General features: G+C 45.7%; 19 protein-coding genes. 9 read left to right on the top strand and 10 right to left on the bottom strand.

Features of this window, described 5'->3' with window-relative positions:
* The first annotated feature begins 81 nt into the window (after window positions 1-81).
* From WD077_06675 to WD077_06660, 4 genes are all read left to right on the top strand, one after another.
* Window positions 82-615 carry a hypothetical protein gene (locus WD077_06675; GenBank protein MEX0966904.1) on the top strand — a complete coding sequence of 178 codons (534 nt, stop codon included), beginning with the start codon at window positions 82-84 and terminating at the stop codon, window positions 613-615.
* A gap of 18 nt (window positions 616-633) precedes the next feature.
* Window positions 634-1,767, top strand: coding sequence for a T9SS type A sorting domain-containing protein (locus tag WD077_06670; protein ID MEX0966903.1), 1,134 nt, complete (start codon window positions 634-636; stop codon window positions 1,765-1,767).
* Window positions 1,768-1,900: 133 nt separating this feature from the next.
* Window positions 1,901-3,922, top strand: a complete 2,022-nt coding sequence (locus tag WD077_06665; GenBank protein ID MEX0966902.1) for a dehydrogenase E1 component subunit alpha/beta — start codon at window positions 1,901-1,903, stop codon at window positions 3,920-3,922.
* Between the two features lie 150 nt (window positions 3,923-4,072).
* Entirely contained in the window at window positions 4,073-4,783 is a 711-nt protein-coding gene (locus tag WD077_06660; protein MEX0966901.1) for a hypothetical protein, read from the top strand.
* A gap of 54 nt (window positions 4,784-4,837) precedes the next feature.
* On the opposite strand, the gene WD077_06655 is transcribed toward WD077_06660, so the two are convergent.
* Both WD077_06655 and WD077_06650 read right to left on the bottom strand, forming a co-directional pair.
* Window positions 4,838-5,620: a shikimate dehydrogenase gene (locus WD077_06655; GenBank protein ID MEX0966900.1), complete on the bottom strand. Its 783-nt coding sequence runs from the start codon at window positions 5,618-5,620 to the stop codon at window positions 4,838-4,840.
* Window positions 5,617-6,546, bottom strand: coding sequence for a DUF368 domain-containing protein (locus tag WD077_06650; protein ID MEX0966899.1), 930 nt, complete (start codon window positions 6,544-6,546; stop codon window positions 5,617-5,619). Before WD077_06650 ends, WD077_06655 begins: the two co-directional genes overlap by 4 nt.
* A 373-nt stretch (window positions 6,547-6,919) precedes the next feature.
* Between WD077_06650 and WD077_06645 the strand changes: the two genes are divergently transcribed.
* On the top strand, window positions 6,920-7,639 hold the full coding sequence (locus tag WD077_06645) for a GNAT family N-acetyltransferase (GenBank protein MEX0966898.1): 720 nt from the start codon (window positions 6,920-6,922) through the stop codon (window positions 7,637-7,639).
* Window positions 7,640-7,686: 47 nt separating this feature from the next.
* Here WD077_06645 and WD077_06640 read toward each other — a convergent pair whose 3' ends face one another.
* The 4 genes from WD077_06640 to WD077_06625 all read right to left on the bottom strand — a co-directional run bounded on the left by WD077_06640 (window position 7,687) and on the right by WD077_06625 (window position 12,478).
* Window positions 7,687-9,351, bottom strand: a complete 1,665-nt coding sequence (locus tag WD077_06640) for an FAD-dependent oxidoreductase (protein ID MEX0966897.1) — start codon at window positions 9,349-9,351, stop codon at window positions 7,687-7,689.
* 63 nt (window positions 9,352-9,414) lie between these two features.
* Window positions 9,415-10,827 carry an ATP-binding protein gene (locus WD077_06635; GenBank protein MEX0966896.1) on the bottom strand — a complete coding sequence of 471 codons (1,413 nt, stop codon included), beginning with the start codon at window positions 10,825-10,827 and terminating at the stop codon, window positions 9,415-9,417.
* A gap of 83 nt (window positions 10,828-10,910) precedes the next feature.
* Window positions 10,911-11,981 carry an alanine/ornithine racemase family PLP-dependent enzyme gene (locus WD077_06630; GenBank protein MEX0966895.1) on the bottom strand — a complete coding sequence of 357 codons (1,071 nt, stop codon included), beginning with the start codon at window positions 11,979-11,981 and terminating at the stop codon, window positions 10,911-10,913.
* Window positions 11,982-12,058: 77 nt separating this feature from the next.
* Entirely contained in the window at window positions 12,059-12,478 is a 420-nt protein-coding gene (locus tag WD077_06625; GenBank protein MEX0966894.1) for a GNAT family N-acetyltransferase, read from the bottom strand.
* A 237-nt stretch (window positions 12,479-12,715) separates the two neighbouring features.
* On the opposite strand from WD077_06625, the gene WD077_06620 reads away from it, so the two are divergent.
* Window positions 12,716-14,563: a T9SS type A sorting domain-containing protein gene (locus WD077_06620; protein MEX0966893.1), complete on the top strand. Its 1,848-nt coding sequence runs from the start codon at window positions 12,716-12,718 to the stop codon at window positions 14,561-14,563.
* 233 nt (window positions 14,564-14,796) lie between these two features.
* Here the strand turns inward: WD077_06620 and WD077_06615 are convergent, their stop codons facing one another.
* Entirely contained in the window at window positions 14,797-15,261 is a 465-nt protein-coding gene (locus WD077_06615; protein ID MEX0966892.1) for a hypothetical protein, read from the bottom strand.
* A complete protein-coding gene (locus tag WD077_06610) occupies window positions 15,258-15,830 on the bottom strand; it encodes an RNA polymerase sigma factor (GenBank protein MEX0966891.1) in 573 nt (190 codons plus the stop codon). The genes WD077_06615 and WD077_06610 overlap by 4 nt, the downstream gene beginning before the upstream one ends.
* Before the next feature lie 124 nt (window positions 15,831-15,954).
* Here WD077_06610 and WD077_06605 point away from each other — a divergent pair, with 124 nt between their 5' ends.
* Together WD077_06605 and WD077_06600 are read left to right on the top strand one after the other, a co-directional pair.
* Window positions 15,955-16,347 carry a DUF6249 domain-containing protein gene (locus tag WD077_06605; protein ID MEX0966890.1) on the top strand — a complete coding sequence of 131 codons (393 nt, stop codon included), beginning with the start codon at window positions 15,955-15,957 and terminating at the stop codon, window positions 16,345-16,347.
* 58 nt (window positions 16,348-16,405) lie between these two features.
* Complete coding sequence (locus tag WD077_06600) at window positions 16,406-16,840, top strand: hypothetical protein (GenBank protein ID MEX0966889.1); 435 nt, start codon at window positions 16,406-16,408, stop codon at window positions 16,838-16,840.
* Window positions 16,841-16,958: 118 nt separating this feature from the next.
* Here WD077_06600 and WD077_06595 read toward each other — a convergent pair whose 3' ends face one another.
* Window positions 16,959-18,569 (bottom strand): S8 family peptidase, encoded by a 1,611-nt coding sequence (locus WD077_06595; protein MEX0966888.1) that lies wholly within the window; start codon window positions 18,567-18,569, stop codon window positions 16,959-16,961.
* 298 nt (window positions 18,570-18,867) lie between these two features.
* Here WD077_06595 and WD077_06590 point away from each other — a divergent pair, with 298 nt between their 5' ends.
* Window positions 18,868-19,641, top strand: a complete 774-nt coding sequence (locus WD077_06590; GenBank protein ID MEX0966887.1) for an SDR family NAD(P)-dependent oxidoreductase — start codon at window positions 18,868-18,870, stop codon at window positions 19,639-19,641.
* Between the two features lie 354 nt (window positions 19,642-19,995).
* Here the strand turns inward: WD077_06590 and WD077_06585 are convergent, their stop codons facing one another.
* On the bottom strand, window positions 19,996-20,379 hold the full coding sequence (locus tag WD077_06585) for a hypothetical protein (protein ID MEX0966886.1): 384 nt from the start codon (window positions 20,377-20,379) through the stop codon (window positions 19,996-19,998).
* Window positions 20,380-20,831 lie beyond the last annotated feature (452 nt).

Genomic DNA, 20,831 nt, shown 5'->3' with positions numbered 1-20,831 from the left:
TCCTGATAATGCAAAAGAAACGACACAAATCAAATTTGTACATTTTGAATAGCGCTCATTCACTCAGTAAAGCATGAAAAGATGAAATCAATAGCACTCCTGACACTGTTCCTTGCAACGCTGGTTAGTGGCTGCAAAAAGGAACCGCCCAAACCGCAACTGCCTCCTTACACCCAGGAAGGGAAAAATATCTTTGCCTGCAAAATAAGCGGAGAGGTATTTATTGCTGAAGGTGTAATGGATAATAACCCAATGAGTCCGAAAGGAGTTGACTATTACTGGATATTATCCGGTAGTGATACTTTGATCTACATAAATGCTAACGAAGAAAAACCCCTAAAGGCAAGCATTTCACTTAAATTCATTTTTGAGTCTTTAAATTTTGCGAAGGAATTAAATCAATATGAAAAAAGCGTTGGATACTTTTACATTCCTGTGGAAAATTATGTCTTAGCAGAATCTAAATATTCAACAAACGAAGATCATAAAGGCTGGGTAACGGTAAAGTATTTCCAAAATAACATCCTTGCCGGAACCTTTGAGTTCACAGCCATTGACGACAGGGGGGAGATCATTCATATTACAGAGGGTCGCTTTGACTTATCTACAAATTAATAGCTAAAATTGAAAGCCATGAAACAACTATTAACAATATTTCTATCAATTTTTTACTCCCTTCATGCGATTGCACAATGGGACTTATTAGGACTCTCCGATGTTAAAGCCAGATGTGTAGCAAGTGATGAAACTAATCTTTATGTTGGAACCGATTTTGACGGAATATTCCTTTCAACAGATAATGGATTGACGTGGAATTCTATAAATACCGGACTATCTGAAAGAGTAGTTAGGGTCATCGAAACCAATCAGGGGAATATCTATGCGGGGACATGGAATGGTCTGTTCTTATCAGACAACAATGGTTCGTCATGGACACCTATAAACAATGGGCTTACTAATCTAGACATAAGGGATATAGTAGCTTTAGGTTCCATTCTTTATGTAGGCACGGCTGGTGGAGGCGTCTTTAAATCATTGAACAACGGTTCGAGCTGGACCGCAATCAATAATGGTTTAAAAAATTTGAATGCTTTATCATTAGCTATAAACTCTCAAGCCATCTTTGCCGGAACATACATTGGTATTTTTATGTCTTCGGATGGAGGAAGCACGTGGAACCCTCCAAGTGGAGTTAATATTCAAACGAATTCCATAAAAATTTTCGATTCGCTTGTAATAGCAGGTACCATAGATGGATTTTATAAATCAGAAAATTATGGAAAGACTTGGATTAAATCAAGCAACGGAATAACTGAGGATTTTGTGACAACTGTAACTATGGCTGGTGATAAAATGCTCAGCGGAACATGGGGTAAAAGCATTTTTTTATCTTCCGATACTGGCAACACATGGACCTCTCACAACTCAAGTTTTTTAGGTAATTTTATTTCAGACTTTGTCATTCATAACAGATCCATAATCGTGAGCACATTGTATGAAGGAGTTTGGAGATATTCTGGAGTTTCATTTCCAAAGCCTGGAATAAATACCTCTCATTTAATAGGTTTGTTTCCAAACCCAACTAACAACGTATTAAAATTCACTCAAATCCCAAAATCGGTGGAGATAATGGATTCAAACGGGAAAACTGTAAAGGTATATGGACAAAAAAACGAGATCAATGTGTCAGGATTGGCTAAAGGAATGTATTTTATTCGAATTAAAATCAATGAAAAACTTATTACTAAAAAAGTGATAATAAACTAACTACTTCACACACAGGATATAAACCATATTAAAATGATGGTTTATATTAATCTTTTAGACTTCCCAACCCCGCCCCACTCCTCCCCCGCTTTCTCCCTAATTTTGCCCCCGCAAAAACTTCCTTATTCCAATGATGAACTACGACCGTGGCAGCCTGAGTGATGAAAAGCTGCTTTTCTTATACCGCGCCCTGCTGCTGCCCAGGATGATCGAAGAAAAAATGCTGCTCCTGCTGCGAAAGGGTCGCATCAGCAAATGGTTTTCGGGCATCGGGCAGGAGGCCATTTCGGTGGGCGTGACGCAAGCCCTGGATCAGGACGAATTTATCCTGCCTTTGCATCGCAATCTTGGCGTTTTTACTGGCAGGAAAATGCCGCTCGAAAAGCTATTTGCGCAGCTTCAGGGAAAGTATAGCGGCTTCTCCAAGGGCCGCGAACGCTCGTTTCACTTCGGCAGCACGCCCCATCATATCGTTGGAATGATTAGCCACCTGGGGCCGCAGTTGAGTGTGGGTGCAGGCATTGCCTTGGGCAAAAAGCTTAAAGCGGAGAAGAAGATTACCGTGGCCTTTACGGGAGAGGGCGGAACCAGCGAGGGGGAATTTCATGAGGCGCTGAATGTGGCGGCCGTCTGGAACCTGCCCATCATATTTCTTATAGAAAACAATGGCTATGGCCTCTCCACGCCTTCGCGGGAGCAATTTGCAACAGATGATTTGAAAGGCCGGGCAGCCGGGTATGGCATGGAGGGCGTGCAAATTGATGGCAACAACATCCTCGAAGTCTTTAACACCATCAATATTCTAAAGGAAGAAATTCTCGAAAATCCTCGTCCGGTATTGCTGGAGTGCATGACCTTCAGAATGCGCGGACATGAGGAGGCCTCGGGCGTGAAGTATGTACCGCAGGCGCTATTTGACGAGTGGGGCAAGAAAGACCCGGTCAGCAATTATCAGGAATATCTACAGGAACAAGGGTTGTTGACGCTGGAAGCCATTGCAGATTTGCGAAAAGAAATGGCTTCGGAAATTGATAATACATTGAATGAGGCGCTTGATGAAAAAGATGCCGAAGCACATACAGCAGCAGAACTCGCAGATATTTATCACGAGCATACTTTTCTAAGGGAGAAGGGAGATGCGGCCACTCATCAGGAAAATGATTTTCTTATTGCCCCTGCGTCCTCTGCTAAAACAAAGAAACGATTGGTGGATGCGGTTTCTGACGGGCTGCGGCAGAGCATGGAACGCTACGAGAACCTCATCATCATGGGGCAGGATGTAGCTGAATATGGTGGAGTATTTAAAGTAACGGAAGGATTTCTTGAGCAGTTTGGCCGGGAACGGGTGCGAAATACTCCGCTTTGCGAATCAGCAATCCTGGGCATGGGCCTGGGTCTAAGCATAGAAGGCTACAAATCTGTAATTGAAATGCAGTTTGCAGACTTCGTAACCTGCGGTTTTAACCAGATAATAAATAACCTCGCAAAAATCCATTATCGCTGGGGGCAAAATGCAGATGTTGTGGTGCGGATGCCAACAGGAGCAGGCGTTGGCGCAGGGCCATTCCATTCGCAGTCCAACGAAGCCTGGTTTTTCCATACTCCCGGCCTGAAGGTGGTGTATCCCTCCTCCCCTTCCGATGCCAAGGGATTGCTGGCCGCCAGTATTGAAGATCCTAACCCGGTGATGTTCTTTGAGCACAAAGCCTTGTACCGCAGCATTTCGGAGGAAATTTTTGACGACTATTATACCATAGAATTAGGAAAGGCAAGGTGCTGGCGCAACGGAGATGAGGTGAGCATCATCACCTACGGAGCGGGCGTACACTGGGCGCTTGAGGTGCTGAACATACACCCCGGAATATCAGCGGACCTCATTGACTTACGCACCCTTTTGCCGTGGGACCAGGAGGCCGTGAAACAATCTGTGCTGAAAACCGGAAAAGCGATTATCCTGCATGAGGATACGCTGACGGGCGGAATAGGCGGAGAAATCGCAGCCTGGATTAGCGAACACTGTTTTGAGCATTTAGACGCACCGGTGAAACGGGTAGCGAGCCTGGATACGCCAGTTCCGATGGCACCTAAGCTTGAAGCGAATTTTCTTGCAAAAAGCCGGTTTGAGAAAGCACTGGTGGAGCTGGTAGGGTATTGAGAATTGAAAGGGAGAAAAAGAGATAGTAGCCTTTAGCGGCCTGACGGCTTGGACCCGTCTGACCGCGCCTATGCCAATTGACTGATAGTTCGAAAAGCGGTTATTGATATTTTTATCTTTGATAAGCCATAATCAAATTCGGTAATCGAAATGAAAAAGTTTTTGCCCCTTGTCTTAATAGCTATTCCTCTGTTGCTTCTTTCTCAAAACGAGGAAAGAAAAATCATAATGACATTTTATGCCGGTCCTTCAATAAACCGGATCCAGGTTATAAAAGAATCAAAACCTTTGCTTGATGGAAATTCTTTTAGTAATCCGGTTAATCTTGGCACCACGGGCGGGTTCCAAACGGATTTCCGTATTTGGAAAGGTCTTTCCTATTCTGTGCTGGCAGAAATGGGTACTTTCAGGCTGGAAGGTTCATTTGTCAATAACAAACCATCTGGACAGACAGCGTATAAATTTGAAAACTCATTCAGTTCTAATGCTACCACATTTTCCGTTTCTCCGGTAGGTTTGGTTTATTGCTATCCACTTTCTCCCTCCTTACAACTTATAATGGCCGCTCATGCGGGAATACTTTTCTCCTATGATTATAAAATATCAGGAGTACAGGTTCTTAGACCGTACTACTTTGATTCATACCCAAGTACTTCAAGTGAATCGGAGAAAAGAAAGGGATTCGTATCCGCTTCAACCGGGGTTGAGTTTGATTTGAATAAACGCCCGGTGGTGATTATGGTGGGATACCGAAGTTTCAGTACGAGTGGGTATAGGGGTGAACTCCTCTGGAACATCGGTGGTAGCGCGATACAATACAGAAGAGAAATGGCATGGATAGCATTTGGATTTGTCCTTTAAATTCAGAGGATTTCTTTAGTGTATTATCCTGAAGAAAAGACGCGAATCCTGGCTTTAGCGGCTTGACGGTTTAGAACCGTCTGACCGCGACTGGAGGTTCCAAATCTCCCAGGCCCTGTCCGCCTGGAGGTGCAGCATCCCAAGGCCATTCTGCACCGTGGTGCCATGCTCCTTTCCTTTTGCTAAAAATGCCGTTTCTGCCGGATTATAGACCAAATCAAACAGGTAATGGTCCGGTGTCAGAAATTGGTAGGGAAGCGGTGGCAGCGACTGCTCATTGGGATACATTCCGACTGGCGTGGCATTGATGATCACCTGGTGACCCCTCATTGTTTCTTCATCTATATCATCATAGGAAAAGTCTCCCTTTCCTGCATATCTTGAAACAACTGCAAACGGAATATCAAGCCGGTCCAAAACGTAGCGCACGGCTTTACTTGCACCACCACTTCCCAGGACCAGGGCTTTTTTGTGAATGGCAGGGTCGAATTTCTTTTCGAAACTTTGCCTGAAACCATACAGATCCGTATTAAAACCTTTGCACCATAATTTGCCTCCCTTCTGTTGCAAGCTTATGGTATTCACGGCTCGTACAGCTTCGGCCTCGCTATCCAGTTCATTCAGATAAGCAAGAATGGATTCTTTATACGGAATGGTGACATTCAGTCCTGCGAGTTCAGGCTCGCGCTTCAAAAGCATCGGAAACTCCTCTATTGACGCAAGCGGATAAAGTGAATAGCCGTAGCCGCTAATGCCTTCACTGCTAAATTTCTGCTCCCAATATTGCTTTGAATGCGAATGCGAAAGTGGAAACCCAATGAGGCCGAGCTTTTTCATTTTGCCTCGGGTACCCTTTTCTCCCCTGATTTTTCAATAAAATAAACCGCCAGGGCTCCGGCTGCGATCAGCAGCACAGCAAGAAGAAACTCCATATTCATACCCGGCAAATGCCACAAAAACCCCGCTTCTATCAAGTCACCGTTTTCTTTGGTTACGAAAGTGCCTCCCTCGTCCTTCATGTATTCCGTTTCTTTCCACGGCCAGATGATAACAAGAGAACCGAATACGAACCCAGTGAGAATAGCGATGGTGGCATCTTTAAAGTGCTTAAAAATAAAAGCCAACAGATAGGAAAAAGCCACCAGGCCAATAACGCATCCAATACCGAGAGGAATGAGTATGTCCATATCAAAACGGCCAATAGCCCCGAGCACCAGCAGGTAATTGCCCATAATCAACAACACAAACGAACCTGACAAGCCCGGCAGGATCATGCTGCAAATGGCCACGACTCCACAGAGGAAGAGGTAGAAAAAACTGTCGTCAGCAGTAGCGGGATTAAGAAAGGCAATGCCGGCAGCCACAGCAGTACCGATAATGAACATCAGCACGGTGATAACGCCCCAACGCTCTACCTGCTTACCTACCAGCAACACGGAAGAGATGATGAGGCCAAAGAAAAATGCCATGGTCAGCACCTCGAAATTAAGTAGCAGAAACTCAAGTAATTTGGCAAGACTTACGATGCTAAGTCCGATACCGGCAAAAAGTGCAATCAGAAAATAGAGATCAACATGTATAACAAAAGCTTTGAATTTACCCGCCAGGAGTAACTTCGCAGCTTCAAGGTCGAATGACTTGATGGCATTGATCAGGCGCTCGTAAATGCCTGTAATAAACGCAATCGTTCCGCCTGAAACACCGGGAATGACGTTTGCGGCTCCCATTGCCATTCCTTTAAAAAACACAAAAAAAAGATTCATTATAGATCGGTTTGAACTAATTTAGGTAGTGCAGGGTTTTTGCCCTCAATAATCAAAAAAATGGTTTTGAAAAAAATAGTAATTCTTATCGCACTTTCATCAGCCTTCGCGCTATCTGGCTGCAAAAGCCTGAAGTTAAATAAGGACTGCAATTGTCCAAAATTCGGCAAAGGTATAGAAGAGGAGCCTATTATTGTTTCGGCAGCGCTTGCCACTCCTGAAACAAGCCATACAATATCGTGTAATTAACTGCTGACCGGAAATCCTCTCCATCCCCCCTGTTTCACGGGTATCGTTAATTTTTAAGTAGTCATTCTGTTGCAGGCAAAAGGCCGTTTCTGCCGGCTACTCCTGTATTGAAGTTGTGAAGGGAATGCAAGAATATCAAATACTCAATTGGGACTCCAGCTTCTTTGGGTTTAAAGTCGCCAGTATCTCCAATAAAAAGCTTGAGGCTGAACATATTAAAGCAGTGCTCCAAAAGCTCAAAGACCAGGAAGTGAAACTCGTATATTGGGCTAAAGATCCTGATACAGAATTGCCGGACGAGATACTCAAAGCGTATAATGGTTTCCTGGCAGACCGGAGAGTAACCTTCGTTAAAAGGCTCGATAAAAACCTTACGGAAAATATTCGGAGCCACATCGGAATCTCAGAGTATCCTGAAAGCGAACCTGACCAAAACCTTCTGGACCTGGCCGTTAGCAGCGGTCGCTATTCCCGGTTCAAAACAGATCCTAATATCCCAGGGAAGAAATTCAGAGAACTTTATCATTTATGGATGCGGAATTCTACCCTGCGGAAATTCGCCAAAACCGTACTCGTATATCAGGAAAATGAGGATATAATGGGCATGGTAACGCTGAAGGAAAAGAATGGCCGGGGTGCTATAGGATTGATTGCCGTTGCTGCTGCCATGCGGGGTGAAGGTATCGGGCTTCATCTTCTTCACGAAGCGGATAAATGGTTTTTAAAAAACGGGCTTGAGCAAGTGGAAGTAGCTACCCAGGAAGAGAATAAGGCTACCATATTTTATCGGAAGCTGGGATTTGAATTAGACCGGAGTAGCCATATTTATCACTTCTGGCTTTAAGTGAAATTCATTTATATTTGGATAGCCTCTAAACCTCTGTTAGCTCCTTAGTTTTCAGCCAGGTATTGATGCACAAATTTGATGGCCATCGCGCCTTCACCTACCGCAGATGCCACCCGGTTCATGGCGCCAGAACGAACATCGCCTGATGCAAAAATGCCCGGAGAGCAGGTCTCCAGAAAAAATGGCTCACGATTCAGTTTCCAGATCTTTTTAAAGCCTTCGCGCCTCATAAGATCACGACCGGTTTCAATAAATCCTTTATCATCTTTATACAATTCCAGGGATATCCATTCAGTATACGGCTTCGCGCCAATAAATACGAAGAGCGCGCCCAATCCTGCTTCATGTGTTTTTCCGGTATCTAAATTCTTCAACCGCAATTTTTCGAGCCTGCCATTTCCGATGGCCTCCTCTACCTGAGTTCTATTGATAATGCTCACGTTTTGTGTATTATCGATCTGATCAATCAGGTATTGGCTCATGCTTGCAGAAAGGTTCTCGCCCCTGATAATGATAAAAACCTGACTGGCATAATTGGCTATGTGCATGGCGGCCTGGCCGGCTGAATTTCCTCCACCAATTATATAGACATCCTTGTCTCTGCAGGAGTTTGCCTCCGTCATCGCTGCGCCATAGTAAACTCCCGCTCCGGTAAATTGCTCAATGCCCTTCGCCTCCAGCCGGATATATTCCACTCCCGTGCTGATAATCACACTCCGGCTGTTAATTGTGCTCCCATCCTTCATGCCTATGATCTTATAGTTCCTTTCGCTCCTGATGCTGACCACCTGACGGGGCGCCAGGAACTCCGTACCAAACCGCCTGGCTTGGCTCAAGGCTCTTCGCGTAAGATCCGCCCCACTCAGCCCGCTGGGAAATCCAAGATAATTCTCAATGCGGGAACTGGTGCCAGCCTGGCCTCCCGGAGCATATTTCTCTACGAGTAGTGTTTTCAGCCCTTCCGATCCACCATACACAGCCGCTGCCAATCCTGAAGGACCGGCACCAATGATCACTACATCATACACTTCCTGCTGCGGCTTTCCACTAAGCCCCAACCTTTCTGCAAGTACTTCCAAAGCCGGGTTACACAAGCTGCCTTTGCCATCCTCAAAAATAATGGCCGGGAGGTCTTTGGGTTGTAGTTCGTACATGTTCATCATTTCGCTGGCTTCTTCACCGGCTTCGGCATCAAGCCATTTATACGGAAAAAGATTGCCTGACAGGAAATCCTTTATGGCATGAGATGCCGGAGAATATTGATAGCCCAGCACTTTCAGCCCCTGGTAGGGCGGGCGAAAGTTCATGCGCCAGTCTTCCAGAAGATCATCCAGCACAGGATAAAGCTTTTGTTCTGGCGGATCCCACGGTTTCATAAGGTAATAATCCAGCCTCACATCATTGATGGCCCTTATAGCGGCTTCCGTATCAGAGTATGCCGTCAGCAATACCCGTTTGGCTTCGGGATAAAATTCCCTGGCCTGCACAATAAAATCCACGCCCAGCATTTCCGGCATTCGCTGGTCCACCAGAAAGAGCGCTACAGATTCGGTTTTCTTCTTCAGTTCAGGAAGTGAATCGAGCGCTTCCTGCGGATTGCTGGTAGAGAGTACACGATAATGCTGACGGTATTTTGTTCTCAGATCGCGGGTAATCGCCCGCAGTACCTCCTCGTCATCATCAATCGTAAATATGATTGGCTTTTTCATTTTTTATATGATCAAATTCCAACATAAAATTAATAAAAGCTTTTGCTCCGGAATACAAAAGATTTATTGCACAGGAAGCATTATTCTAAACTCAGTATTTCCAGGTTTGGAATGTACTTCAATCTCCCCTTCATGGTGCTGGATAATCTTCCGCACAATGTCCAGTCCCAGACCGGTTCCTTCTCCCATTTTTTTGGTGGTAAAAAACGGATCAAATATTTGCTCCTGAAGGTTCTCCGGAATTCCGACCCCATTATCCGCAAAAGAGATAGTAGCCTTACCATCTTTAACATCGGCCCGTATGCTTAATGCTCCGCCCTCATTCATTGCATCCGCAGCGTTATCTATAAGATTAGTCCAGACCTGGTTCAATTCGCTTACATAGCCACATATTTCCGGCAACGCGGGATCTATATCCACCTGAACTTTTATATTCTTTTTGCGGAGCTTATGATTCAGCATCGTAAGGGTAGTTTCGATCCCCGTTCGGATATTCAGGTCCTGCCGGTCCTGGCTCTGATCCATGTGGCTGTATTCCTTCACCGAATTCACCAATGCAGAGATCCGGGAAGAGGCGTCATGGATTTCCTGCACAAGTTTTTGTGTCACCAACAAATTGTGCAGCCATTCCAGTACGGGCTGCCGGTATTCTGGTCCTACCGTTTTGCTAATGTCTTCAAGATCATCAGTTGTAAATCCACTGGCCGCATATACGACAGAAAGATCATCAACCTCATTAATATTATTATCCTCAAACCACTCAAGCAGTTCGTCCTCCCGATCTGTGCGCTCCATCATGGTCAGCTTTTCAGTGCCGTACGCATGTAGTTTCTCGCTATACAACCGGTTTACCTCTCCAATCTGCTCAGGAGTTAGTTGCACAGAAATGATGTTCTTAAACTTGGCAGGAACACTTTTCACATGCTTTTTTAATTCCTCGCTGGTGCGCAGTATTGCCGAAGCCGGATTATTGAGCTCGTGTGCCAACCCTGCGGATATTTTGCCGAGGGCCGCCAGTTTTTCATTCTGCATGGCCTGCCAGGTAAAATCCCTGACGCGCGAGGTCATCGTATGTACTAGAACTTCGGTTATTTCATGGCAGGCATTGATCATCTCCTTTATATGCTCTCGCGAAACCTGCAGGATCAGTGTACCGTTAGCGGCCATTCCATAACCTTGCGCAAGCTTCGCCCGCGAATACGGCAAAAGTCCCGTGACCTGGCCAGCTTTTATTTCTCCCACATCACGGAATTGCTGGTTTTGCTCTGTGCGCATGATAATCTTGCCTTCCAGCACAAGATGCATGAACCGGATTTCATCTCCTCTTTTAAAGATATAATCGCCTCCGTTATACCGTTTCAGATCACCATGCTTCGCAAGCCATAAAAGCTGGCTTTCGGGGATGTCTTTAAAAAGACCGAATTGCTGCAAGCGGTCAGCAACTTCCCTGGCACTTAATTCCGGATCCTTTTTCATTGAAAAGCGGTGTTGAAATGAATTGGCTGTATAATTTACGGAATTGCAAATTTGGCGGAAAAGCCTGGGAAAAAGCGATGAATTCAGCTTATCCTTTTTTCTATGTAGTTGCTGTTGAGCAAGGCAAGCGCTCCCATATATTTCAGATCGAATTTGAGAAGATCGCCCACTTTAAATCGCGATTCATTCTGGCCCAAATCCACAACCAGCATATCAGAACTGGCCCCCACGATCTCGAAGTCATCATTTTTAGGAACCAGATATTTTGGATCTACATCCAATACGCCAATATCAACAATGGCTCTGTGCGATGTTTTACCATAAAGTGTATCATCAAATTCCAACTGTTCGCCTTGGGGATTATAACCGAGTTCTCCGGAGGGCAGCATTGGTTTTTCAATTAATTCAATGATCTCGACACATAGTTCAAATACGTCAGGTTTCATCCCGTCTATTACCTCGCTTGTAAAGAGATCAAGGCCAAAGTAGAGCGTCTCGCCAATACGGAAATGATTGACTCCTTTAGGCAACTGATTCCTGAGCAGAAGTGGAATCGTAACCGATGATCCACCCGTAATCCATGGAATTTTGGTATTGAACTTCAGGTCAATAATCTGCTTGTAAAGACTGAGTTGGATGAGCTTATCCTGTGATGGCATAATACCATGAAGGCAGTTGAGGTTGGTGCCGATCCCAATCACTTCAATACCTGGTAATTCAAACACCCGGTTGTAGAAGTTGACCAGATTGTCGCCCATCACGCCTTCGCGCAAGTCGCCCATTTCAATCATGATGATAACCTTGTGGATTTTCTTCTGGCGCTGAGCCTCTTCACTGAGCGCCTTGATCGTAGAGAATTCTGTGTTGAAACTGACGTCAGCATACTTCACCAGTCGCTGAATGCTTCTGATGGGTGGCGGCTTAATGTAAACGGTTTGCACTTCCGGCTTTAGCTTCTTTATCACCTGAAGATTGCTGATACGGGAGTCGCTGATTTCCTTTGGCCCCAGGTCCAGTACCTCCTGAATGTAAGCACGGTTGCCGCAGAGCATTTTGGTAACAACGCCCCAGGCAACCTGGTTTTCACTGAATAATTTGTCCAGAAAATCATAGTTGTGCCTGAGCCTGTCCCGGTAAAGTGTTAAGAATGCCATAAAAGAGTGCCTCTGGTTAAACAGCGGCTGTAAGTGTAAAAATAAATAAAATTTGAAGCTTTTTGTTGATGAGACAATCAGGGTTTCATGTAGCGCATTTCCAGGTACTTATTTGTAAAGCCTAATTTTTCATAGAGAAATTTGGCTGGATTCTCCGGTTCCACATGCAGGGCTACGCTGCCCTCGATATTGTCTATGGCTACCTGCATCAGCTTCTTGCCAAGCCCCTTACCGCGCGTATCGCCATGGACGGCAATATACACCAGGATATTTTCCGGTATGTAACCTGACATTCCGGTTTTATTTATTACCACCACTCCTTTAATCTCGCCATTTTCTGATCCTGTGATTACCATTCCTCCACGTCCTGCATCCTTGCTCAATGCGTAATCGAGACATTTCATAATGTCCTCCCTCCTGTCGCCAAACTGATCCAGATGCTGAAACAGGAAGTCAGCCACTTTATCCCTGGAAAAATCTCCTTTTTCACCCGGCATTTGAACTCCGATTGAAAATGCTTTGAACTGATCCTTCATTTCTTTTTTATAATTATTCCTTAACAAGTGATTAAAGGCATAAAAAGCCTTTCAGTTCAGATAGTCCTTTTAAAAGATTAAATTGAACCGTATTCGCGAGCTACGCTGTTAACCCTGAATAAACGCAATCTTAGTGAATAATTTTTAACCGGCTTACGTTATACTGCCATTCTTCCATTCCCAAAACGCATCATAGACGTGAATAAATCTACCCTGGCCCTTCAGTTATTTCTAATAATACCGGTATTCACTTTTTCTCAAATAACCCTGGATCAATCCTATCTTCCGGCTGCGGGGGATACTTTTCATTTCAACATTGATCTTTTCACAGATCTGCTCCCGAAAGATTCAGTGATACTGGAGCCTCAATTCTGGGATTTTGCTTCCGAACTAAAAAATCAGGCAAATTCCAATTGGGCGTTTACTACTCCTTCGGCCAACCCCTATGGAAACTATTTTCCTGATGCCACGGTAGCTGTGCATCTTGAAATGGACAGCGTTCATCTCTTTTTCCGCACTGATTCTCAGGGCTTGCATGCCGTGGGTTTATACAGCCTCAACAGCCTCTTTACAGGGCCCATTGAAAGCAATCCCCATGAGCTTTACTATCCGGCCTCTTTTACGCTTGGCGATACGGTGAAACGTCTTTCCGGGGCTGAAATCGAAACCACCATAGGTATTCCGGTTCAGGTAATTCGTTCGGTAGAGAAGGTTTTTACAGGAATTGGCTTCGGCAACCTGCTTACTCCTGAAGCGCTTTTTCAAAACGTATTACTCGTAAAAACCGAGACCCATACGATTGACAGTGCTTTCGCCCAATTCGGCCCGGTCGTCCTTTTTGTAGATCGGCAGGTGGAACATACCGTTAATTTCGACTGGCTGCGAAACGGTACTCCGGCTTTGCTTCTTAACATATTGGCTGACAGCAGCGGCAGGGAGCCAATAAGAGCCAGCTACACCGCGCATTTCGCAGATCATGCCCGTTATCCTCAAATCAGCTATATCAGCGACAGTAGTCTGTGTTCAGGCGATATTCTGGAAATCGGGATATCAGATACCTCCGGATCGCACGCGGACAATATCTACGTAATTCAATTGTCTACTCTTGCAAATGATTTCAGGAATCCGCTAACCCTCCAAACTGTGGAGGCAAACAGTGATACGCTGGTAAAAGTGGTGATTCCTGAAGACATCAACTGGAACACTTCAATGCCCTATCTGGTCCGTGTAATTTCCGGCATTCCTGAAAGAATTGGCCCAACCTCTCCGCAAATGTTATCGCTGACCAGTTTTCCGGATGCCGTAACCTCACCGGATAAAACTATTTGCAAAGGAGATACGGTAACGTTGCTTGCCGGTGGAGGCCAAAACTATTATTGGAGTCCCGCAACAGGCCTTGACGACAGGTATCGCTATAACCCACGGGCTTTCCCGGAGCAAACTACCCTCTATACGCTCATAGCCGGCAACGCATGCGGATTGGATTTTGACTCCGTTTTGATCACCGTTGATCCCCTGCCGGTTACTTCTTCAATATCAGGACCTCCGAAAGCCCAGGCGGGGCAAACCGCCACTTACACCGTTGCAAATCACCCGAAAACAAGTTACACATGGACTGTAACTGGTGGCCAGCAGATTTCCGGTGGGAGCACTAATACGGCCGGGATACGCTGGGACCAGACATCTTCAGGGAAAGTGGAGGTCATCGAAACCGACAGCAATGGCTGCACCAGTGAAAAGCAATCATTGAATGTGCAGGTGGAAACCGGGATACCGGAATCGGAGAGGCCCGCTGTGATCCGCATTTATCCTAACCCGGCAGATGATATGCTGAACCTGGATATCCCCGCCCGCTCCCATTCTGCAATCTCCATTGAACTCGTGGATATAACTGGAAGAGTGGTGGTGGCACACGAAAAGCTCCGGCCACGGGGAGAGGCATTTACGATGCAACTGAGCCTTGCCGGAATTCCCGCAGGAATCTACCATCTGAAGTTAATGGGGAATGGAGAGATCTCTGTTCATACAGTGGTAGTGCAGGAATAAGCGGGCATAAAAAAGCCCTGGTAAATATTAAATTCACCAGGGCAAAAAAGGTATAAAATAAACTGATAGAAAAAAAGGCTACTCCGTAGATGATGGGGGTTCAAAAAGGGTTGCATCCTTTTTATAAAATCAGTCAAAAAAATTTTCACGCTCCTTTAGATTGTTAAAAAATCCTTGCTGACGCTTTCCATTGGCCGCTTTTACATTCCTGGCTAGAGCCTGGGATTTTCTTTCTAAATTCTGAATTTTAAAGATCCTTCATGCATGAGTTTGTGGCCGGATTGCTCCAGCAAAGCCACCACAAGGAGAATAACCCCAAGCGCGATCAATACCGGCATCGTACCCGCCAGGGGTTGCAGCACAATGAACAATGCTGAAGCGCCAGCCACCAAATAGCTGCCGGCAAAGAAAACCGTCAGGGCAACCCCTGTTAACGTTGCTATTCCCAGCAAGGTGTAGTTGGCCCATTCCCGGAAATAAGCCGTAGCGGGTTCAGGCAATCTCTCCATCACGCTTTCCTCAAATGATGCGGACAATTCAGGAATTTCTTCAGCCGCCAGGCTTGTCGCCAGCTTTTGGTAAAATGCATAAGATTCGTGGCAACGTCTGCATTCTTGCAAATGCTGCTGCTCCGCTCCGCTGAATAGGGTCACACCATCAGCCGCCATTTGTAGTTGTTCTTCTGATATATGTTTCATATTCCAATGTCTTCTTTAGAAAAACTGGCCGTAATATTTTCACGCAGCATTTTTCGCGCCCGGAAGAGATAGCTTTTTACGGTTCCTTCCGGCATTTTCATGATGTCTCCGATTTCCTGATAACTCATTTCATCAAGATGGTATAAGGTAAGCACCGTACGGTAATGAGGAGCAAGCTTTAAAAGCTGACTTTCCAGCATGGCGTTAAAATCCTGCTTATGGCTTATCTCATCCGCTGATTCCGTTGCGGCCGGTTCGTAGTTGAAGTTATCTTCCTCATCCTTTTGCAGGCTAACCGTATTCAGCTTTTTCCGCTTCCGGTAGTCGAGGGCCTGATGGTAGGCGATCCGGCCAATCCAGGTTGAAAGCTTAGCGTCTCCCTTGAATTTGCCAATATTTCGGTAAACCTTCAGGAAAACGTCCTGGCAGATCTCCTCCCGCTCAAAAGCATCTCCTACAGCCTTATAAACTATATGGTTTACCAGGCGCTGGTTCCTGTTGATCAGCAACCTGAAAGCATCCCGGTCGCCCGATCGTACAAGCCTGGCAAGTTTACAGTCTTCCATCATTGAATCTAATTGACTGGCTTGTTGTGAGGAATGTTGCAGGAAATGAGAGAAAAAATTTTCCGCTAAACTGCAACATTGCGAATCACACCCTCGTCAGTTGCAGAAACAAATAAAACAACAAGTTATGGTAGATGAACTCGCAGTAATGATCCCTATCGCATTTTTCTTTTTTGTTTACCTCATTGTAAGAACCATTAGCGATAACCGGCTGAAACGAATAGTGGTAGAACAACAAGCAGATGTCACCAACCTTCAGCATCTCTTTCGCAGGCCGCCAGCTTCGTTAATTTCTTCCCTCAAATGGGGAATGCTCCTGATCGGCATCGGTGCAGGCGTGATGGTGGGCAAGCAATTCGATGGACCCGATCCGGAAATGTTTATCATCAGTTCCATGGTGCTGGGTGCGGGGATTGCACTAGTGCTGTTTTATATTCTTGGGCATTTTATCGAGAAGAATCAAAACCGGCAAAATCGTGAAGAAAGCCTGGAGCCGCAAGAGAGAGACAGGCGATCATAATCTGCGGATCTGAGTCACTGCGCAGGACCGGCTCCCGGCAAGGGCTTATATTCGCGGCATGAAATGGATGATAATACTGCCGCTCCTGCTCACTTTCGTAGCCTGCGGCACCCAGAGAAAAGCTTTCCTGTTTCCCGGCCAAACCACCAGCCTCACCTTTGGCCGGGGTGGTGGCGTAACGGGTGGCGTAGAAGAATATTTAATTGATACTTCAGGCAAAGTGGTATTCAGGGAAACGCTGAAACAGGAGCCTTCATACCGGGAAGTGAAAACGCTTGACCGTAAACAACTCAATGAAATAGCCGAAAAAATAGACGCGCTGGAATTTTTAGAGGTAACGTTTAACCATCCCGGTAATCTCTATTGGTTTATTGAAACGCGGAGCGATGCCGGCCCCCATCGCGTATCATGGGGAGACCACCGAAAAGAGGCTCCACCTGAAATGGTGGAACTTTACAAATACCTGGAAAAAGCAGTAACGGAGGAACCATAGAATTCCACGAACGAATTCGCGATAACTATGGATTTTTAAAACGAAAAACCGCTTGCAGCAAGAGCCGCAGCGGTTTTCCTTTAACTTCAATCCAGGAACTCAACTTTGCCCGATGAGATTATTTCGTGGCCATTTCCTCCGCAAGCTTCATTGCAGCATACGCATTTACCACTCCTCCGGTTTCTGAGAGTTTCTTGAATTTGGTTTTCTTCGTTTTACCGTGGCCCGGGCGATAAACTTTCATCTTTCCATGATCCTGGGCAGATTCCACCAAAAGTTGCTTCACCTGCACGGCAGTGAGGTCAGGATAGTATGACATGACCAGTGCTGCCACTCCAGCCGTTGCGGGAGCCGCCATGCTGGTGCCGCTGTTGACGGCATATTTATCTCCGGGCTTCAGCGAATAAATATCCACTCCGGGCGCAAAAAGATCCACAGTTCTGCGTCCATAGTTGGAAAAGATGCCGGGCAAGCGCAACCCCGTTTCCATGGAGGAGGCACCGGTAACCAGCCAAGCTTCAGGCTCTTCATCCATTCCTTCTCTCACGGTGGGATAGTGTATCACTTTGTCATTATTCTCAGCATCATTTCCTGCGGCATGGATCATCAATACACCCTTTGAAGCAGCATATTGAATGGCCTCGGCCACCACACCCACATTGGCCGAGTACTTTTTGCCAAAGCTCATATTGATGATATTGGCGCCATTGTCAACAGCGTATCGAATCCCGTTGGCTACATCTTTATCATATTCATCACCATCCGGCACCACCCTCACGGCCATAATTTCTACATCCTCTGCTATGCCGTCCATGCCTATGCCGTTATCGCGCACAGCCGCCACAATGCCGGCCACATGCGTCCCATGCGAAGGATCCGGGCCCTGCACGTCATTATTTCCGTAATACCGTTCGCTCATGTCCTCAGGATCATCTCCAATCACCGGACGTGAGTCAAAGTCGGGGTTCAGGTGGTAGTTGAGTTGAGAGACATAATGATTGCGCAGTCCCATGTATTCCTCCCGTGAGAAACCCTGTTCAGCAAGGGAGATCAGGAATTCCGCCAGCTTCATGGTTCGTACGTCTTCGGTTTCAATGCTTTTCAGATCTTTCTCTGTATAATTTTCCTTGCCCAGATATTCTATCACAACGCTGTCAGCCATTCCAAAGACCCTGTGAAAATCCTTCAGGCTTTCTATCATCATTTCGGCTGATGCCCGTTTTTCCAGGTAATCCTTCTTAATCTCCTGATAAAGTTTGTAATCCTTTTTCTCATCTTTCTTTATTTGGCCACCTTTTCGGTCACCAAACTGCCCGCTATACTTTTTATAGAGGCGGGTCATTTCCAGGGTGGCATGTTCCACATTCTCCCCGCTTTCATTTCCCAAAAAATTCCAGCCATGCACATCATCAATATATCCATTGTTATCGTCATCCTTTCCGTTGCCGGGAATTTCGTCACGATTTATCCATATTTTCCCTTTCAGGTCTTCGTGATCCGTATCCACACCTGAATCCAGGATGGCCACGACCACCGTGCGGGATTGTTTATTTGCCGTCAACTCCTTGTATACCCTGTTGGCGCTTACGCCCGGCACATCATCATTTTCAGCATCTTTATTATACCAATTGCTGTATGGGTTTTCCGTACTATCCTTTACCGGCCCTACGGCAAAAGCCGGCAGCGTTGCGAGGCAGGCAAGCATTAAGAAGAATGATATCAATTTCATCTTTTATTAAATTTAATAGTGAATGATTTAGAAGAGCCACCGAGACAACACGCTTGCCGGTGGGCTCTGCCTTAAGAGAAAAACTTGCCGAAATTACCTTCCTGTACCGGACATTACTCATAAAAAAGTTAAAGGCGCTAATAAACAGCTATCGTCCTCCGCTACGAAATTTACCTGCCCGAATTAACCTGCCGGAAATACATACCATTTTTCAGGGGACATTATTATTACATCGGTGTCGCCAAAACTTTATTTATCCATATATTCTCATTTTTGTTTGTCTAAAATCAAATTACGAATGAAACTGAAAAATAAGATCGCCCTCATCACCGGTGCTACTTCAGGCATCGGAAAGGCTTGTGCAGAATTTCTGGCCGCAGAAGGCTGCAATCTTATCATCACCGGTCGCAGGGGCGACCGGCTGGAAGAACTTGGGCAGGCGCTCACGCTTACGCATCCCATCAAAACAAAAACACTACGGTTTGATGTCCGCGACCGGGAGGCCACCCATGCCGCAATCGGTTCGTTGGATTCAGCATGGCAGCAGGTGGATATCCTTATCAACAATGCAGGGCTTGCGCTTGGGCTGGCTGGCATCCATGACGGAGATCCGGAAGACTGGGACACCATGATGGATACGAATGTGAAAGGCATCCTGAACGTTACGCGTCCGGTCAGCCAAACGATGATAAACCAGGGTCACGGGCATATTGTAAACATAGGTTCTGTGGCCGGCAGGGAAGTATATCCCAAAGGCAACGTATACTGCGCCAGCAAACATGCGGTTGCCGCGCTCAGCAAAGGCATGCGCATTGACCTGCTGCAGCATGGGATCAAAGTCTCGCTGGTGAGCCCCGGTCATGTAAATACAGAATTTGCCGAGGTACGTTTTAAAGGCGACCGGGAAACGGCACAGCAGGTATACAAAGGATTTCAGCCGCTCCGGCCTGAAGATATAGCAGAGACGGTGCTGTTCATCCTCACGCGCCCTGCCCATGTGAATATTGATGACATGCTGATAATGGCCACCAGCCAGGCCAATACATATTTAATTAACCGGGGTGAGGATTAAGTAAAGCGCCCAGGGCACTTTCCATTAGCCGCTAATGTAGGTCCCAATTATTTTGGAACAAGCCCGAATACGGGCTACAGCGCATGGTGAAGAGGCGTTAGCAGCGGCCGGGGTACCGGAAACCGTAGTATTCCGCTGGCGCGGAATTGTCCGATAATAAATCGGACCTACAAAGCCCTCTCCATTGGCCGCAATTCATGGAGATCAAAATTGTTTTGGGAAAAGGCTACAAAGTACTGATTGCATTTAAATCTCCATTTAAATATTACAGGAAGTCTCATTAATATTGCATGTTAAAAAGCAAAACCTGTAATAATTTGTGTGTATTGCAAAGTGTTACTTTTTAAATAAAAACTAGAATTTTAATGAATAATCAATTTGAATACTAATATTCTCAAAAAAACCTGTAATGGTGGCCTCCTTGAGACCCGCATCGAATTCACCTTTTTCCAGGAGGGCGCCACTGGGATAAAACGAAGCAAATGTGCCATTGAGCAAATTGCCACTGTATCCGCCCACGGTATGATGTACTGCAAAGGGCTGAAACCAATAGTAGGTCAAATCACTTTGTACCTTTATCTTTCGCTCTAATCTGTTCAGGTCTACCTTTATAAGCGTATCACCTTGTCTTACAGAAATCCCCGAAGTGATCTCTGAGAGATAGTGCTCCGTTGTGGTTTTATAGCTGCACTGCACCAAAGCTGCAAGGCAACATGCTATAGCTAAATACTTTCCCATGATTTTTTGTGCTAATCATGCAAAGTACCTCATTTACTGCGAAAGGAACAATCTTTCGATGAACTAATCTGGAAGAAATGCCAGTTCATTAATTTTGTCTACCCGGGCTAAATTTGCATCTTTGATATATAAAAAGACGTTGCACAAGACTTCTCCCTGGGGGAGTAAAAACAGTAACTTTTTATGCAGACATTTACTAAATTTGGTTGATTAGCGCATGAAATAAATCAGATGAAAATAGCTTCCACAGCAGATTGTAAGAGGAATGGTTACTACCCATTTGCGATGATAATGCCAGAGCGCGAATACACCTCTGGGTCTTATCGTTACGGGTTCCAAGGGCAAGAAAAGGATGACGAGATATACGGAGAAGGAAACAGTTACACCGCAGCGTTTTGGCCAAGCAATTTACCTCCTGGCTCAGGCTGGCCCCGAACAATAAAATATCGGGT

This window comes from Bacteroidia bacterium, assembly GCA_040880525.1.
Lineage (GTDB): Bacteria > Bacteroidota > Bacteroidia > CAILMK01 > JBBDIG01 > JBBDIG01.
Note: the sequence above shows the minus strand (reverse complement) of the source record. Positions and strands in the feature narration are given on the sequence as shown.